This window comes from Oceanobacillus sp. FSL W7-1281, assembly GCF_037969835.1.
GTDB classification, from domain to species: domain Bacteria; phylum Bacillota; class Bacilli; order Bacillales; family Amphibacillaceae; genus Oceanobacillus; species Oceanobacillus oncorhynchi.
Genome location: NZ_CP150214.1, coordinates 773,886 through 791,603, shown reverse-complemented (window position 1 = coordinate 791,603; position 17,718 = coordinate 773,886). Strand labels below are relative to the sequence as shown.

The window sequence follows — 17,718 nt, the reverse complement described above, 5'->3', positions numbered from 1 at the left end:
ATATACAAAATCGCAACATCTCACCCAAACCCTTCTCCACAAAAGTAGGAATATTCCTCTTCTGAACAGCAGCCAATTCTTTCAGTGTATAAGCCTTCCTCTAAAAGAAATTCCACCAGCTCCCGCCCTGCATATTAGGCCACTCTCTTATTCCCTGTTGTCCCCGCACCAAAAATAAAGCGGGTCAGATCTTCATTATCCGAACTGTCCAAGCACGGCACTACAGGCATTTATCCACTCATTCTTTGCGACCAAATAATCCTTCTTCTCTTTTCCAAGAATAAGTATTATTCTTGTATGCATGGCAATGCCTTCTTCTAAAATCATCTGCGCCACAGGTCGCTCCCATTCCACTTTTAAATTTGCCAGCTGATTATGTACAAGATGACCCAATTCGTGACGGAGTATTACTTCGTACAGTTCGACTGCCGAACCAGGTCAGTGCCGCTTCTTCTCCCTCCAATGGAGCAACAAGCGGATCCCCTTAAAGAAAACTTGTCAAGCCAAGCCTGAAAGGCGTAGGGTTGCCTTAGTTACACTTATACTATTTCACTTGAATTTTTTATATTCTCTTAAAGTACAAATAAGCCTATAAAGAAATGTACTTTTAATGGTACAGGAGAAGCGCATCCCATCAGTTCCTTTACATCTTCTAATGCTTGTTCATTTGAATTTTCCCAGGGTCTAATTGCTTTATTTCTATACAATCCTCATATTGCTCACAGACTTCTTTTAACATCTTCCGACCAATATTTCGTCCTTTCTCTCCTGGCGGTAATGCTGTGAATCCATATTCCTCTTCCCATCGTTTCCCAATAGCTTCTTCTTTTTCATGCTTAACTTTTTCATAAAAAAAAATTAAATTTGGTACATGGTTAACAGTTTCTATCTGTTTCATAAAAACCCCCCTTTATCAGGTTTACGATAGCAAATATGATTATAGTTTCTCTTCCATTACAATGAAATCCTTTACACCTTTCAAGCTCTTCCCCCTTCCAGCTTTAAAATTACCCCACTTTTTTACGGACTTTCATCCTTTAAAAAGGCACTTATTTATAAAAAAGCTGTTCCTTTCTAATTTTTTAGAATGTATTTATAAATTTCCGCATATTAATTCTATAACTTATAGAAAACGTTTACACATAAACTTATTTATCCTATTAAATGTTCCATCAGCTGTCTATTTTTGTTCTGAAAGAGGTTGTGCCATGGCAAATATACATGAAGTAGCGAAGCAGGCAGGGGTTTCCATTGCTACGGTTTCGCGTGTTCTAAATAACACATCCAAGGTGTCTGAGAAAACGCGACACAAGGTTGAAAAAGCCATTCGGGAGTTAAATTATGCTCCCAGTATGCTTGGCAGGAATTTACGAAACTCGGAAAGCAGATTACTTCTTGTTCTTATTCACACGTTCTCAAACCCTTATTACACAGAAATCATTAATGGGATTGAGGATTATGCCATAGAAAACAACTATAATATTCTGCTTTGTGAAACAGATGATAACCTGCAACGGGAAGATATCTTCCTTCATATGGTGCGTAATAAATTGGCTGACGGTATTATTTCCATGAATCCTACCGTTCATGTCGATAAGCTGAAGGAGCTTTCTGAGTCCCATTCTATCGTGCTTTGCAGTGATTATTATGTAGATGCCAATATTCCTTATATTGCAATTGACAATACAGATGCTGCCTATCGAGCAGTAAAGTATTTGATTACCATGGGAAATAAAAAAATCGGCTTAATCAATTTTAATGAAAATCTGCTCTATGCAAAGCAGCGGCGTATCGGATTTGAGAAGGCCTTAAACGAATTTCAATTGCCTATTTGTGACGAATGGATCCATTACACTGACGGGCTCAGCTTTCAGGACGGCGTAGAATCTATGCGGCGAATGCTGCGTTCAAAAAACCGGCCAACTGCTGTATTTATTATTTCAGACACTTTAGCGATTGGCGCTATCAAAGAATTACATGCTCAGGGCGTCAAGGTCCCTCAAGAAATGGCGATTATCGGATTTGACAATATTGCTTTTTCCAGCATGACTACGCCCACCCTGACAACGGTTTCTCAGCCAAAATATCAAATGGGCTATCGTTCCGCCAAAATGGTCATTGACCGGATTCAAGGACTGCCTGTTGAAAATGTCATCATGGATTACGAGTTGATTATTCGAGAATCGACATTGGGATAGGAGGGATCTAAATGATTGTAGGAATTATTGGCTGCGGCTCGATTACACACTTCAGGCATGCTCCCGAGTATAGAGCCAATCCATCCGTAAAAGAGATTGTTTTCTATGACAGAAATCCTGAACGCGCAGAGGAAATGAAGCAATTATTCGGCGGCAGAACCGCTTCGTCACTGGAGGCTTTGCTTCAAGATTCGACCATTGATGCTATTAGTGATTGCTCTTCCAATGAAGCGCATTATATTCATACTACAAAAGCTTTACAAGCCGGCAAGCATGTTCTTTGTGAAAAACCAATTGCCGCCACTGTGGAGCAGGCAGAAAAAATGGTACGTACTGCGAAGGAAGCCGGAAAGCTGTTAATGGTGGATCACAATCAACGCTTTACAAAAGCACATCAAAAAGCACGTAAAATCCTTCAAGCGAAAGAGCTTGGCGAGATTCTTTCCTTTCAGACAACCTTTGGACATAGCGGTCCCGAAGATTGGGGAGCAACCAAATCAAAAGAAACCTGGTTTTTCAAAAAAGACCGTTCCCATTCAGGAGCTGCAGGAGATCTAGGCATTCATAAGCTGGATTTGCTCTTCTATTTGTTGGATGACGATATTACAAATCTCCATTCCTATACGGCCACCTTAGATAAAACAGATGAAAACGGTCAGCCTATCGAAGTAAATGACAATGTCGTCTGTATTTTAAAAACTGCTGGAGGAAGCATTGGTACTGCCACTTTCTCTTGGACCTATTACGGGGAAGAAAATAACTCTACAACGATTTACTGCCAGGAAGGAATTATGAAAATATACCAGAATAAACACTATCCGCTCCTTATCGAAAAGAAAAACGGCGAAAAAATTTACTATGCATTAGAAGGAATTCAAACCAATACGAATCAAACAAACTCCGGCGTAATCGATGCCTTTATCCGTTGTATTCAAGAAGAAGAAAAGCCCATTGTCAGTGGAGAAGATGCATTAAAATCATTACGGCTGCTTGAAGAAATTCTTCAGCAAAATGATTAGGAAATGTAATGGATTTCATGAAGACAGCCGGTCTATCTCTCATAGGAAGGAAAGGAGGCGTTTTCTGCATCTATTTTATCCATTTTGATAATTACCTCGTATACCGATTACAAACAGTAACTCTGTTCAGGGCCAGTCTATTTTATAAGATTTACTAAGAAATCAACAAGATTCACTAAAAATCGAGGAGGTTTACAATACAATGAAGAAAAAAAGTTTTGGCTTTTTAATGATTGCTTTCCTCATGCTTTTGTTGGCTGCTTGCGGCGGCGGAGATGATTCTGGTGAGGCTTCAGAGGAGAATAATGCAGATAACGGAAATGGCAGCGAGGGCACCGAAGAACAATATAAAATTGGCATACTTGCGCCAGAAGTGACGCATGGCTGGGTTGCGGCAGTTGCTTACCACGCTGAAGAACGCGTAAAAGAATTAGGAGATCAAGTAGATTATCAAATTCAAACCAGCAGTAACGCGGAACAAATGACTTCCCAATTAGATGATTTAATGACATGGGGAGCTGACGCCATTGTTGCTTTTCCTCAATGGGAGGGCATGGAAGTCCCGATCCAAAATGCTATTGACAGTGGAATAACCGTGGTTAACTTTGACATCGCGATTGATGTAGAAGGCGTTTACCGCGTTGCAGGCGATAATAAAGATATGGGCGTCCAGGGAGCGAATTACATTGTAGATAAAATTGGCGAGGAAGGGAATGTCGTTGTATTGGAAGTACCTTCCTCCGGTTCTGTATCCGAATTACGGACCCAAGGCTTCGAGGAAACCATGGCAGAAATTGCTCCAGATATGAACCTGATGACTTATGCCACAGAATTCACCCGGGAGGATGGGTTAGCTGACTTCGCCGATATCCTGACCTCCGTCGAGGACATTGATGCCGTTTATTCGATTGATGATGAAACCTCTGTCGGCGTCTTGCAGGCTATTCAAGAAGCTGGAAGAACAGACATCCAAGTCGTTACAGGCGGCGGTGGCATGCAGGAATATTTTGAAATGATGCCGGAAAACGAAGATATCTGGATTCAATCCGCCTTATACAGCCCTGTTATGGTAAAAGACGCTGTTGACATCGCGATAGAGGTTCTCAATGGCGAGGATGTAGAGGAAGAAACTATTATTCCAACCACTGTCGTTGACCGGGATAACTACGAAGAATTCTTAGATGAAAATTCACCGTATTAAACAGAGAGGGAGCAGGAAAGTCTGCTCTCTTTCCACCCATTTCTCAGAGGTGATAACATGCTTGTAGAGTTAAGAAATATCCAAAAGTCCTTTGGCAAAAATCATGTTCTAAAGGACGTTTCCCTTTCTATTAATGCAGGAGAAATTTGTGCATTGCTTGGAGAAAATGGAGCGGGGAAATCAACCCTGATGAACATCTTAGGCGGTATTCATCAGCCTGATGCAGGCAAGCTTTATATAAACGGATCCGGGGTAAATCTGACCGGACCGGAGCAATCGATTAATATGGGAATTTCTTTTATCCATCAGGAGTTGAACTTAATTAATGATCTGCCCATCTATGAAAATATGTTTTTAGAAAGAGATTATAAAAAGGGATTCAGGCGCGTACAGCATCAAAAAATGATTCAGGAAACAAAGGAAATATTTGAACGCATGCATGTAGACCTTGATCCCCGCATGCTGGTCAAAGAGTTAGATTCTTCCTATAAACAAATTATTGAAATCTGTCGCGCGATTTCGATGAATGCTTCTGTCATTATCATGGATGAACCAACGACATCACTTACCGATTCTGAAATCGAACGTGTATTTACGATGATGAGACGTTTACGCGATCAACAGGTCGGCATTATTTTTATCTCTCATAAGTTAAAAGAAGTTATCGAGGTTTGTGACACGTATGCTGTGCTTCGGGATGGCAGGCTTGTTTCTGAAGGACAGGTCTGTGATGTAACTACAAAGGAGCTTGCCCGCTTTATGGTCGGTTATGATGTTCGGACAGATCAACTGGTCCAGCAGCGTAACCGCGGCGAAGAAATCCTGCGTGCAGAAAAATTAACGTATACTGCGGCTTTTTCCAATATTTCTTTTTCCATTTACCAAGGAGAGGTTGTCGGATTTACCGGTCTATTAGGAGACGGCCGCAGTGAGCTGTTTCAATCTATTTTTGGCGCTAATGATATTTCATCGGGCAAACTGTTCCTTTACGGCAAGGAAATAAATATCCATACCACAATGGACGCTGTTAAAAACGGGATTGCCTACCTTCCAAGAAACAGAAAGGAAAACGCCATTATTAAAGATATGGACATTCTCGAAAATAGCGCTATTGCTTCTTGGAAATTATATGCCAAATGGGGAATCATCCAGCATTCCATCCATCAAGAGAAGCTGGATGCACTTCAGAAACAGCTTAAAATCCGGATGACTGATTCTTCAAACAGTATTCTGAATCTTTCTGGAGGGAATCAGCAGAAGGTCGTTTTAGCTAAGTGGCTTTCCACAGATCCCCGTATTCTTATTTTAGATAACCCGACACAAGGGGTAGATGTTGGAGCGAAGGAAGATATCTATGATATTATCCTTCGTTTAGCCGATGAAGGGATTGGGGTCATTATTCTTTCCAGTGAAGCAAATGAAATATTAAGACTTTGCAATCGGACGTATGTCATGTACCACGGGCAGCTGCAAGGAAAATTAGAAGGAGAAGCAATGAACGAACAAGCAATAATGGAGCTGGCTACAGGCGGAGATGCTTTTATTTCAACGTCTTAATTGGCTGCCCTCCATCACTTAGGCGACAAGTAACAGATATCCCGCAGATTGCAGCTTCTTTTTATCCGGGATTGAAAAGGGGTGTACCTTTTGACAGAGAAAAATATCAATTACTTTCACCAGTTTATCCTTTGGTTCAAGAATCGTTGGTCTACTAGCCCATTGTTTAGTATTTTTATTGCGTTCATCGTAATGGTTATCTTACAAACGATTGTATTAGGCTTTGACTATCCTTCATTTGGAGAATGGTTTACATCTTGGACAAATAACTGGATTAATATTTTACGAAACAATGCCAGTGTAGCAATTGTCGCACTGGGAATGACGTTTGTTATTATGACAGGCGGAATCGATTTAGCTGTTGGTGCAACGCTTGTAGCAACTGGCGCATTGACAATGACATTGCTTGATATTGGAACAAACGGTTTTTTAAATGCGATGGGAATCACAGGCTGGACAGCTATTTTCATTACGATTATCGTTGTGATTCTTTTTGGATATTTACTTGGTTCCTTAATCGGCGTAACTGTTACACGGGGAATGGTCCCTCCTTTTATTGCCACCTTAGGAGCGATGATGGTTTTCCGCAGTGTCACACAGCATTTCATGCAAGGAGCTGCACCGCGTGTGCCGCCTGAATTTTTACAAATCGCCAATTTCAAAATCGGCAACTATATGATTATGCCCATCATCTACTGGATTTTGATTGCTGCTGTTATGTATTATATTTCCAAGCGCACCATCTTTGGCAGGCAGATTATCGCGGTTGGATCCAATGAACGAGCTGCCAGGCTGTCTGGAATTAACGTAAAACAGGTTAAGTATCGGGTTTATGCGCTTTCCGGAATACTTGTAGCCATTGCTGCAATCATTCAAGTTTCTCGGATCGGATCGATGGATTTTGCCGGTTCAGGACGGGGAATGGAAATGGACGCTATCGCTGCAGCTGTTGTCGGAGGTACAAGTATGATGGGCGGAAGAGGATTTATCCTCGGAACCGTTTATGGAATGTTGATTATTGCTGTGCTGAACAACCTGCTCAATCTCTTCGGGGTTCCTCCATTACTGCGGGATGCATTTAAAGGGGTAATTGTCATTGCAGCTGTTCTGTTGCAGCGGAAGGAAAAAACCGCATGAGCCTTCATGCGGTTTCTTTATCATGAAAATATTGAAATCCTCTTAAAACAAATTCAATAACCTATCCCAAAACCCTTCGTTCTCTTCCTCTTCTTCTACCTCTTCGCTATCCTCTTCCGGCTGAATACTGTCTGTTTGAATCACAAACTGAACTGAATTTGTTATCTCATCATTTTCTTCCGATACGAAGGATACGGGATCAAAATCAGATTTATCATATTGCGAAATCATCTCGTCAATTTCTTCCTGCATCTCATCAGGGATACTTTCAGTGGCATCATATAATTCACTGGTTCCATCCTGTAGTTCATCTGCTCCGTTCGCAAGTTCATTTGAACCGGATGCCGATTCGCTAATTCCATTATGAATTTCAGCATAAGAAGTGCTGAGCTCATTTACGCCATTTGTATAAGATATCAGACCTTCATGGAACTGATTATAATTTTCAGCCATGGTATCTACACTTGTAATAAATTCATCCAGCCCTTCATCGATATCAATTTGACCGACAGACTGCTCTAATTCATCGGAAAACGTACGGATATTGCCAGCAATGTCACTGGCAGAAGTTTGAAATTCAGATAATGCCGGCTCCACCGCATCAAATGACTCTACGGATTCATAGTAAACAGCTAATGCACCTTGGGCAGCTTCATAGGTGCCAACCAATTCATCCACAACCTCCGGATCCACTTCACTATCATATAATGCTTGAAAATCCTCTTCTGTTAAGGTAGCTTCTGGTATACCCTCCATAGCTGTCTGCAATGCTTCTTTCGCTTCTCCATAGCCTGTTGACAGCGAATCTAATTCGTCAGCCAATGTTTCCATTCCTGCAGCCATATCTGATGCAGCTTCTGTCATCCCGCTTAACTGCTCTATTCCATCTATCCCTGTGATTTGGCCAACTTCTTCTTGCACGGTTTGAAAGGCATTATTGATTTCTTCCGAGGCACCAGTCAGCTCGCCGCTGGAATTACTTAACTCATTTAGACCGTTCTGAAACTCAGAAGAGCCATTTTCTAGTTCACTCAATCCGCCAGAAAGCCCTCTGATTCCATCTCCAAGCTCCCCTACTCCTTGATTAATTTCACCAATGGCATCGGTTAAGCTTTGAAACTCCTCCGTGAGTGCATCTGTATCCGGACCGTCTACAGAAACAGAAGATGGCAGGCCGGAGATTTCCATTCCCTCTAATTCAAATTGATCGGTATCTGCATGAATTGTCAGCGTCTCTTCTTCCCCCGGCATCACCGTAAATGCCACCTGCCTATTTTTCCCGGCATTGGCTATCGTAGCATCCTCCGCTTCAATATTATAAAAGTAATCAGTATTCAGCGCCTGTGATATTTGCAGCATATAGTTATCAAAGAAAGCTGCTCCTGCTTCTTCATTCTCTTCTACTTTTATTTCAATTTCTATCTGTCCGGATTCTCCCATAACCGTTTGCGGATCTACTTCTTCCCCGTCTAAATAATAGGAAATGGTGAATTTCCAAGGCAGCTCTTTGGAAAGGTCCCCTTGATAATAAAACGTATCTGAAGCCGCGTCCATACGGATTGTATCTCCGTCCTGTTCTATTTCACTCGTATCTGTTAAATTCTTGATAGATTCATAGTTTCCGAAATCTTCAATAACGCCTGTTTTATTCAATTCAAATGCATTTACGACATAGATATTTTCTAAGCCGCCGCCTGCTTCTAAATTCGCATAAATAACCTCGTTCTTTTCCTCGATGTCCGCATCTCCATCTGACGCAGACTTCTCGGAAGACTCTTCTGCAAGAGCTGTATTCATAAATGGAATAAAGAATAGAGCTAAAGCGAGCCAGGTCCATTTAATTGTTGTCCTCATGTTTTTCCTCCTTGCGAAACTTCATTCCTAATGATGTCTTTTGAAGCAATGTATCCCCATATACAAGCAATGCAGGCAGTAAGGTGATAACCAGAATAAATGCCAAGAGCGCACCTCTCCCCAGCAGTAAGCCGATAGAACCGACAACTGGATTAGAAGACGTCACCCATAAAACAAATCCGACGATGGATAGAATGGACGCAGAAACGGCAATAGAGAAGAGTTTATCATCTAACGTCTGTTTCATTGCCTTCCATTTCGGCATATATCTTCTATAATTTTTATATGTCTCCGTCAATAATATCGCATAATCCACCGTTGCTGCCAACTGAACCGTACTGACAATCAGATAGCCGATAAAGACAAGCGGTGTTCCTGTAAAATAAGGAATAGCTAAGTTTATCCAGACAGCTGCTTGGATAACTAATAATAAGACGATTGGGAAAGAAATCGACCGGAAATTAATCAAAATCACAATCCCTACCCCAAGAATCGTTAAGATATTTACAAGCTGATTATCCTGAGACACAATATTCTTCATATCATACAGAGACGCACTTTCACCTAAGGTCAGTGCCTCATCTCCATAATAAGCGGACGCAATTTCCCGTATATCTTCTACCACTGCAAAAGGAAGATCTCCTTCTGTTCCCGCTTCCGTATTAATAATAATCCGGCTGTAATGATCGGAAAGAAATTGCTCTGTCGCCTCTTCCTCCAAAAAGTCCTGCGGAATAACACTGCCAACCATTGTTGCGTAGCTGATAACCGATGAAACATGATTTACATTATCCAGGACCTGAACCATTTCCTCCTCTTTCCCTATATCATTATTGGGAATAAGCAGCACAACGGAAGTAGATTCTCCAAAAACTTCTTCAATCTGTCTCACATCAGTTCCTAACCGGGTATCCTCCGGCGGCTCTCCCATCCCGTAGGTAAAGGTCGTGCTGCTCTGCGCCATAAAGCTGGGAACAAGAAGCAGCAGCACCAGAATAAGGACAGGAAGTCTTAATTTCAACAACTTTTTACCGACTCCTTCAAAACGAGTCGGAACAAACACCCGATGCTGCGTCCGGTCAATCCATCGATAAAACACAAGTGTAAAGGCTGGCAGGAAGACAATGACACTGATAAAGCTTAGAATAATTCCTTTAACTAAGTTTAATCCCAAATCGGAACCAATCTCAAAACGCATAAACATCAATGCCATAAAGCCAAAAATAGTTGTAAAAGCGCTTGTACTGATAACCGGCCATGATTCTTTAATAGCTGATTTCATTGCTTCTTCCGGTTTGTAATTTTTATTCCTGTAATCCTGAAAGCTATGCAGAAGAAAAATAGCATAATCCAAGGAGACTGCAAGCTGCAATATTGGTGCAACCGCTTGGGTAACAAACGAAATCTCGCCAATAAATATGTTCGTTCCCAGATTAATTAATACAGACACTCCAATGGCCGTCAGGAAAAAGACCGGTTCCACCCATGAGCTGGTAGATAGGATAAGTATGATGATAATAATAGGAACAAGCAACGCTGCAGCGTACATACTCTCTGTCCCTGTCATTTCCTGTTCTGTTGCCGTATTAACAGCCTCACCAGAAATAGCATTTTCCTCACCAATCAAGTCATAAATAGCATTGGTCGCCTCTACTTCTTTTTCATTGGCAATCGTGACAGAAAAAAGAGCATTTTCATCTTTATAATATGTCTCGACTGTATCTGTGTCAGAGACTTCGACCGGGGTTCGAATATCAATAACATCATCCAGCCAGAGAACCTCTGTAACCCCATTTATTTTTTCCAGGGCATGTTTATATTCCATCGCTTCCTGAATCGAAACATCCCCTACCATTACTCTGGCGTTTGGAATACCGCTGGAAAACTCTTCCTCCATCAACTCTAAAGCCTGTGTGGACTCCGCTTCATCCGGTAAATAATCCTGCATATTGTAATTTACATCAACAAACAGAATCCCCGCTAAAGAGAGAATCATAAGTATTATAAAAAGTGTTACCACTGTCTTTTTAAAACGAATAATTAAATTTGCCACTGTCATACCCCATTACCTTGCTGATTTCATTCATATAATCTATTATTATAACTACACACTGTCAGTTAGACAACAAACAGTTGTTTAAAATATGTACGTTTCACAACAAATAATCATTATCTGTTGGATAACAGATAGAATTTCATATTTTGTTCATAAAAGGAGTTTATTTATCATGGCACAAAAACTAGACCGCAGAAAACGTTATACAAGGATGGTTCTTAAAAATGGGCTGATGGAGCTTTTAAAAGAAAAACCGATTTCTTCCATTACCATTAAAGAAATTTGTGAGCAGGCTGATATCAACCGTTCCACTTTTTACAGCCACTATGCCGACCAATATGATTTACTGACCAATATTGAGGACGAAATTATCGATGAACTAAATCAGGCACTGCTTCAGTATGACTATACACAGGAAAAAGAAGCGCTGGCGATGTTAAATTATTTACTCAAATATGTCTGCAGCCGTCATGAGCATTTTCGGATTCTGTTCAGCGAACACGGCAATAAAAGATTCACACATAAAGTCATGTTCGCCGCCCAAACTCATATTATGAATGACTTTAACGGACCAGAACATAAAATGAGCGAAACCGCTGCAAAGTACATGACAATCTATTCTATCAGCGGGAGTATTACAGTGATTGAATACTGGCTGGAAAATGGAATGAAGGAATCACCGGATGAAATGGCAAGGATTATTACGGAAATAAGTAAGCATTGTTGAATTCAGTGAAAGTCAATCACTTTCACTAAGCTTCTTACATCGTACGATAACACCAAAACCTGCCCATTTCTACGCCAAAAACAAACGATTAAATGATCGTTTTTCGTTCTGTATAAAAAAACATTAAAAATCAAATATGAACTTCCTATTGTCATTGAAAAAAGCACAAACCTAAGTTAAAACGTCATTTATACAACAGTTTTTCACGCAGGAAATCCTATTTTACCGTTTTGCATTCCCCACTCATAGCCGCTATGATGAAAAGCAAATTTAATATTACCTGGGGATGTGATAAACTAATGATAACCACAGTAAAAGAAAATACCGACAGCTACGATGCAAAGGATACGGATTATGACGGGCTTTGGAAAAATTTAATTGAAGAACTGTTTCAAGAATTTATGGAATTTTTCGCACCCGATTTATACCCGGAAATTGATTTTGAAAAAGAAGTAGATTTCCCGAATATAGAACTTTTTCAGTTTGTGATTAACTCAAGAAAAGGAAGAAAATATTCAGATAGGTTAGCCAAAGTGACAATGAAGAACGGAACAGAAAAATACATCTTCGTTCACATTGAAGTGCAGGCCATTGGAGAACAATCCTTTGCTGAACGCATGTTTAAGTATTTTTATCGAATCTATGACAAACATAAGCATCCGATTTATTCCATCGCCCTCTTGACGGATGCAAGTCATCAGCATTATGAAGATACGTTTCGTTATTCTTTCTACGGAACAGAATTAACTTATTTATACAATGTCTATCGTTTTTACGGAAAAGATAAGGAGAAACTGAAAAAATCTGATAATCCATTCGCTTTAGCGGTGCTTGCAGGAATCTATGTTAGTGAAAACTCAGGCAGAACAAAGAAAGACGACGAAGAAAAGTTCCAATTTAAACAGCAGCTTATCAGTATGGCACTCGAAAAATATTCACACCGAGATACCTATCTTTCAGCCCTATTGTATTTTATCGATTATATCCTGCAGGTCCCAGCGGAATTACAGGAAAAACTGTACGAATTATTACCAATCGCACAAAATGAAAAGGAGGAAGGAAAAATCATGGGAATGGAAAAATTGAGAGATACGCCGACATTTGGAAGACTGTTTAGAGAAATCGAGGAAGAGGCAACAAAAAAGGGATTAGAAAAAGGCATGGAACAAGGTATGGAGAAAGGTATGGAAAAAGGGATGGAGGAAGCGGAACGGAATTTTGCCAAAAAGCTTTTAGACAGGAATTATTCAGATGAAGAAATATCCGAATTGACCAGTCTCGAGCTTAAGGACGTAAGCGAGCTCCGAAAATCGCTTAAAAATTAATGCAAGGGTAAAACGAGCAGCTTTTTTATTTCTATTTTTATATAGGGGGTAAGTTTAACTTACCCCCTATATAAATGTAACTGAGGTTGTTATTTAAATGCTGGGTAATAACCCATCTTCTAAATAACAGCTTTGGTTACATAAAACGAAACTTCACTCAGTGAGAGTTTTTCGACGCACAAATGTTTCCGATGGGGCGAGTAATCGCAAAAGCACTTCGATGGGAGGAGTAACCGCAGTCCCAGTCCCAGGATGTGCTAGTGCAGACGTTGCGACAAATGTTTTCGGTGGGGTGAGTAATCGCAACCCCAGGACGTCGCGAACTTAGTCTGTTTCCTTAGTTCCCCACTGAGTTAGCCTAAGTGATTCCGGGAGTTAGCGTCCGTTATCTCCCGCCTAAATAAATTTATTTTTACGCTTTATTTTGAGGCGGGAGTTTTACGGACGGTTCTCCGTGATAAACTTACTTAAATCCGGATACCCTGTCACTGCCCATCCACCATCTACAAGTAAGCTGGCTCCATTCACATAGGAGGCTTCTTCGCTGACAAGGAATAACGCTGGGCCAGCTATTTCTTTCGGATCTCCGGCTCTCTCCATTGGGATACGCTCCAAATAAGCTTCATTGATTGCATCAACGTCTGTTAAGCCAGAGGTTAACGGCGTTGATACAAGTCCAGGCAGGATGGCGTTGACACGAATATTGTGCTTGGACATTTCAAGTGCAGCATTTTTTGTAAGCATCTCCACTCCTGCTTTTGCAGAAGAATAAGCTGCCCCGTAATGCATTGGAACATGCGCGTTTAAAGAAGCAACATTGACAATTGCTCCACCGCCATGCTCTTTCATATATTTTGCTTCATGTTTTAGAGATAGGAAGACACCTTTTAAACACAAGTCAACAGTGAAATCCCAATCCTCCTCCGGCTGATCAATAATTGCTCCTGATTTCGATGCACCAGCTACATTAAAAGCTATATCCAATCCGCCAAATGCTTCTACCGTCTTGTTAACAAGGTTTTTAATATCCTCTTCTTTGGTTACATTGGTGACGACACCAAGCAGCTCTCCTTTATGCTCCTGTTCCAACTCTTTCAGCTTTTCTTCATTTAAATCTGCTACACCTACTTTTGCCCCAGCTTCCAATAAGTTTTGTACCATCGCATAGCCAATTCCTGAAGCTCCTCCAGTTACAATTGCAACTTTACCTGCTAATGTTGCCATTTTCACTTCCTCCTTTTCTTTCTATTTTAAGCATACGCTTTTGTTTTTATTATTTCAAAATTTGTAACTCTCATAACCAAATACATAGTCACATTTTATGTGTATAAATAATCACTGAAAAACTACCTTTTAAAACTACCTTTTAAAAGGAAAAATTTTGCTAAGGACTTCCTAAAAAAACTTTTTCTAATTATGTATGTTTTAAACTCCTTAAAAGAGGAATAGTATAACTAGATGCAAAAAACTACATCTAATTATTTAAAGCAACTTTATTTGGAGGTCTTTTCTATGTCAAAAGTGGCAATTATTACAGGTTCTGCAGGCGGTTTAGGAAAAGGTATCGCAAAACGTCTTGGTGAAGACGGTTTCAAAATCGTTCTGCATGATATTAATAAAGAGATGCTGGACAGTACATTAAAAGAATTCAAGGATGCTGGTGTGGATTCCATTGCCGTTGTCGGCGATGTATCCAAACGCGAGGATCAATTTAATCTTGTCAAAGAAGCAGTGGACGCTTTTGGACAGCTCGATGTTTTTGTGAACAATGCTGGAATTGATGTTGTTTCTCCATTCCTTGAAATTGACGAAAATCAACTGAATAAAACATTTGCGGTAAACGTAAATGGTACTGTATTTGGTACACAGGCTGCTGCGGATCAATTTATTAAACAGGATACCAAAGGGAAAATCATTAATGCATGCAGTATCGCCGGCCATGAATCCTTTGAAATGCTGGGGACTTATTCAGCTACCAAGCATGCAGTCCGTTCTTTCACCCATTCTGCTTCCAAAGAATTGGCACCATATCAGATTCGTGTCAATGCATATTGCCCAGGTGTTGCAGGTACAGCAATGTGGGATCGTATCGATGAAGAAATGGTGAAATACTATGATAACATGGAACGCGGAGATGCTTATAAGCAATTTGTTGACGGTATCTCATTAGGTCGTTCTCAAGAGCCGGAGGATGTCGCAAATCTTGTATCCTTCTTGGCTTCAGATGATTCAGACTATATTACAGGCCAAGCTATTATCACAGATGGCGGAATTGTGTATAGATAATAGAAGTCAGCATTGAAAGCATTAAATGTATATAAAAAGCAGCCGTATCTAATCCAGATGCGGCTGCTTTTAACTACTCAAGGATAGGAATAAAATACATAACAGGATAATCACTCGGGTGGATATCATGGATGATTTTCTTTACCTTCTCAATCTGGTGAATCATACAACGAAACTCCGCCTTATAGAGAGTTTGAAAAAATTCGCTTTCTATCGGCAAAGCCATTTCCAAAGAAGCTAACTCCAAAGGGCGGGAATAATGATTGTATTTTGTATAAGAAAGTACGTTATCCTGATTGCCGTAGTGCAGAAATCCATGTTCATGAAGCTGCTCCCGCAAACTGCTGATATATTCCTCAGCAATCAGCACCTCTACCTTCACAAAATTCATTTTCATCCATATCCCCCCTTTTTTGAACATCTCTCTATTTTAAAATGATACGTTTTTTATCGCAATGATTACTCGTTTACAGGCGTAAGATGGTCTGTATTATTATAATCAACCACACGCCATTCCCCTTTTTCACAAGTAAATTTTGTAATCGATGTATTTTGAAGAAAGGTAATCCCTGTACCCAGCTCTCCTTTTGAAATCACAGACAACAGGCTATTGATTAATGCGCCATGGGAAACGATAAGAACACGTTCGTCCGGATATCTCACGCACACTTCCTCTAACCCTTTTATCCCTCTCTGCTTTAAATCTTCAAACGTCTCCACATTCGGGATGGCTTCACGATTAGGGAAATAACGATTTCTATCCTCTATCGTCATCCCCTCCGCATCTCCATAAGACCGCTCTACAAAAGCCCTCATTTCATGAAGCGGCAGCTGCAGATCCTGATTAATAATTTCCGCCGTTACCTTTGCACGAGCTAAGGGGCTGGTAATTAATACAGTCGGTTCAAACTGCTTTGCAGCGGCGCAGCAAACCCCTGCTTGCGATTTTCCCGTTTCATTTAAAGGGATATCTGTCTTGCCTTGAATTCTTTTTTCTTTATTCCAATTTGTTTCTCCATGGCGTATCATACAAATCTCTGTCAAAGTCATTTCCCCACTTTCGAACTATTTTTCCAGTTACCCCTATTCTAGCACTATTTCTATCTTTATATCTATTAAGTTGTGCTTGGTTGGCATGAAAAACAGGCTCAAGGGTTCCAATCTCCCTCAGCCTGTTTTGGTTGTTTATTTATTTTCCATACAATGTGATAACGCATTTTCCTTTATGAACGTGTTTTTTACTCTCCCCATATTTCTCTAGCCGTATCCACGATATATTTCAGCTTGTTCCATTGCTCTTCCTCTGTTAACAGATTCCCATGATGGGTCGATGCAAAGCCGCATTGCGGGCTGATGCATAGCTGATCTTTTGGAACATACTGCGACGCTTCTTCAATTCTTGCTTTAATATTTGCTTTATCTTCTAATTCCCCATGCTTTGAGGTAAATACACCCAATACTACACGTGGTCCGCCATTTGGAATGTAATCCAGCGGTTCAAAACCGCCAGAGCGGTCATCATCATATTCCAAGAAGAAACCATCTACTTTTTCTTTGGCAAATAAAGTGGGGGCTATTTTTGCATAGCTTCCTTCAAATGCCCATTTCGAACGATAATTTCCGCGGCAAAGATGCGTGGTAATCGTTAAGTCTTCTGGTTTGCCTTCCAACACGCTGTTTAGTACATACAGTGCCAAGTCAATAAAATACTGACGATCCTTTCCATCTTCCGTGGTCGGGAAATTCTCTACATTTAGCCCTGCAATGTAGACATCATCCAGCTGGAGGTAGCGGCATCCCGCATCATAAAAAGCTTTGATTGCATCACGGTAGGTTTGGATGACGTCCTCTGCATATTCTGCAATACTTGGATAAACCTCGGGATTCACAATTCCTTTCCCAAATAATTGATTCGGACTTGGAATCGTTTGTTTGGCAATCGCACGGTCTCCGACGATTTCTTTGAATTCCACAAACTCCTTAACATGCGGGTGATCCGGATTAAAGGAAACCTTCCCTGTGACACGCACATTATAGCGTTCTGTTTCTTCTCCTACAAATTGAAATCCTGTATCCGGCACATATCCTTCCACACCGTTTAGATGCTCTTGGAAATCCGTATGCCAGAAGCGGCGTCTGAATTCACCGTCTGTAACAGCACTTAAGCCGACTTCAATCTGCTTATCAACAATACGCTTGATTTCTTCTGTTTCAATCTGATGAAGGTCCGCTTTGGAAATAGCTCCTTCTTGAAAGTTCTTTCTAGCTTGATGAATCCGTTTCGGCCGCAATAAACTTCCGACATGATCTGCACGAAATGGTGCTTTCACTGCTGTTTTTGTCATTTTATTCTTTCCC

The 17,718-nt window shown here is 40.6% G+C and carries 16 protein-coding genes; 8 read left to right on the top strand and 8 right to left on the bottom strand.

The genetic code is table 11. The annotated features are described in order from the left end of the window. Window positions 1–195: 195 nt before the first annotated feature. Both MKX55_RS03925 and MKX55_RS03920 read right to left on the bottom strand, forming a co-directional pair. Complete coding sequence (locus tag MKX55_RS03925; protein ID WP_339236224.1) at window positions 196–336, bottom strand: hypothetical protein; 141 nt, start codon at window positions 334–336, stop codon at window positions 196–198. A 316-nt stretch (window positions 337–652) separates the two neighbouring features. Continuing rightward, complete coding sequence (locus MKX55_RS03920) at window positions 653–898, bottom strand: hypothetical protein (RefSeq protein WP_339236221.1); 246 nt, start codon at window positions 896–898, stop codon at window positions 653–655. 310 nt (window positions 899–1,208) lie between these two features. Between MKX55_RS03920 and MKX55_RS03915 the strand changes: the two genes are divergently transcribed. From MKX55_RS03915 to MKX55_RS03895, 5 genes are all read left to right on the top strand, one after another. Beyond that, window positions 1,209–2,198: a LacI family DNA-binding transcriptional regulator gene (locus tag MKX55_RS03915; RefSeq protein WP_339236218.1), complete on the top strand. Its 990-nt coding sequence runs from the start codon at window positions 1,209–1,211 to the stop codon at window positions 2,196–2,198. 11 nt (window positions 2,199–2,209) lie between these two features. After that, on the top strand, window positions 2,210–3,217 hold the full coding sequence (locus tag MKX55_RS03910; RefSeq protein WP_339236215.1) for a Gfo/Idh/MocA family oxidoreductase: 1,008 nt from the start codon (window positions 2,210–2,212) through the stop codon (window positions 3,215–3,217). Window positions 3,218–3,419: 202 nt separating this feature from the next. Next, window positions 3,420–4,418, top strand: coding sequence for an ABC transporter substrate-binding protein (locus tag MKX55_RS03905; RefSeq protein WP_339236213.1), 999 nt, complete (start codon window positions 3,420–3,422; stop codon window positions 4,416–4,418). 57 nt (window positions 4,419–4,475) lie between these two features. Next, window positions 4,476–5,975: a sugar ABC transporter ATP-binding protein gene (locus tag MKX55_RS03900; RefSeq protein WP_339236211.1), complete on the top strand. Its 1,500-nt coding sequence runs from the start codon at window positions 4,476–4,478 to the stop codon at window positions 5,973–5,975. 90 nt (window positions 5,976–6,065) lie between these two features. After that, window positions 6,066–7,112: an ABC transporter permease gene (locus MKX55_RS03895; RefSeq protein WP_339182565.1), complete on the top strand. Its 1,047-nt coding sequence runs from the start codon at window positions 6,066–6,068 to the stop codon at window positions 7,110–7,112. Window positions 7,113–7,154: 42 nt separating this feature from the next. On the opposite strand, the gene MKX55_RS03890 is transcribed toward MKX55_RS03895, so the two are convergent. Both MKX55_RS03890 and MKX55_RS03885 read right to left on the bottom strand, forming a co-directional pair. Next, window positions 7,155–8,966, bottom strand: a complete 1,812-nt coding sequence (locus MKX55_RS03890) for a YhgE/Pip domain-containing protein (RefSeq protein ID WP_339236209.1) — start codon at window positions 8,964–8,966, stop codon at window positions 7,155–7,157. Next, complete coding sequence (locus MKX55_RS03885) at window positions 8,950–11,025, bottom strand: MMPL family transporter (RefSeq protein ID WP_339236207.1); 2,076 nt, start codon at window positions 11,023–11,025, stop codon at window positions 8,950–8,952. The genes MKX55_RS03890 and MKX55_RS03885 overlap by 17 nt, the downstream gene beginning before the upstream one ends. Before the next feature lie 169 nt (window positions 11,026–11,194). Between MKX55_RS03885 and MKX55_RS03880 the strand changes: the two genes are divergently transcribed. Further along, window positions 11,195–11,749, top strand: coding sequence for a TetR-like C-terminal domain-containing protein (locus tag MKX55_RS03880; RefSeq protein ID WP_339182561.1), 555 nt, complete (start codon window positions 11,195–11,197; stop codon window positions 11,747–11,749). Between the two features lie 299 nt (window positions 11,750–12,048). Further along, window positions 12,049–13,074, top strand: coding sequence for an Rpn family recombination-promoting nuclease/putative transposase (locus MKX55_RS03875; protein WP_339236205.1), 1,026 nt, complete (start codon window positions 12,049–12,051; stop codon window positions 13,072–13,074). 438 nt (window positions 13,075–13,512) lie between these two features. Here MKX55_RS03875 and MKX55_RS03870 read toward each other — a convergent pair whose 3' ends face one another. Continuing rightward, window positions 13,513–14,298 (bottom strand): SDR family NAD(P)-dependent oxidoreductase, encoded by a 786-nt coding sequence (locus MKX55_RS03870; RefSeq protein WP_339236203.1) that lies wholly within the window; start codon window positions 14,296–14,298, stop codon window positions 13,513–13,515. Window positions 14,299–14,586: 288 nt separating this feature from the next. Between MKX55_RS03870 and MKX55_RS03865 the strand changes: the two genes are divergently transcribed. Beyond that, window positions 14,587–15,360: an acetoin reductase gene (locus MKX55_RS03865; protein WP_339236200.1), complete on the top strand. Its 774-nt coding sequence runs from the start codon at window positions 14,587–14,589 to the stop codon at window positions 15,358–15,360. Between the two features lie 73 nt (window positions 15,361–15,433). On the opposite strand, the gene MKX55_RS03860 is transcribed toward MKX55_RS03865, so the two are convergent. The 3 genes from MKX55_RS03860 to MKX55_RS03850 all read right to left on the bottom strand — a co-directional run bounded on the left by MKX55_RS03860 (window position 15,434) and on the right by MKX55_RS03850 (window position 17,705). Next, window positions 15,434–15,757, bottom strand: a complete 324-nt coding sequence (locus MKX55_RS03860) for a hypothetical protein (RefSeq protein ID WP_042531817.1) — start codon at window positions 15,755–15,757, stop codon at window positions 15,434–15,436. Window positions 15,758–15,819: 62 nt separating this feature from the next. Then, on the bottom strand, window positions 15,820–16,410 hold the full coding sequence (locus MKX55_RS03855) for a histidine phosphatase family protein (protein ID WP_339236198.1): 591 nt from the start codon (window positions 16,408–16,410) through the stop codon (window positions 15,820–15,822). 188 nt (window positions 16,411–16,598) lie between these two features. Further along, a complete protein-coding gene (locus MKX55_RS03850) occupies window positions 16,599–17,705 on the bottom strand; it encodes a 5-methyltetrahydropteroyltriglutamate--homocysteine S-methyltransferase (RefSeq protein WP_339236196.1) in 1,107 nt (368 codons plus the stop codon). Window positions 17,706–17,718 lie beyond the last annotated feature (13 nt).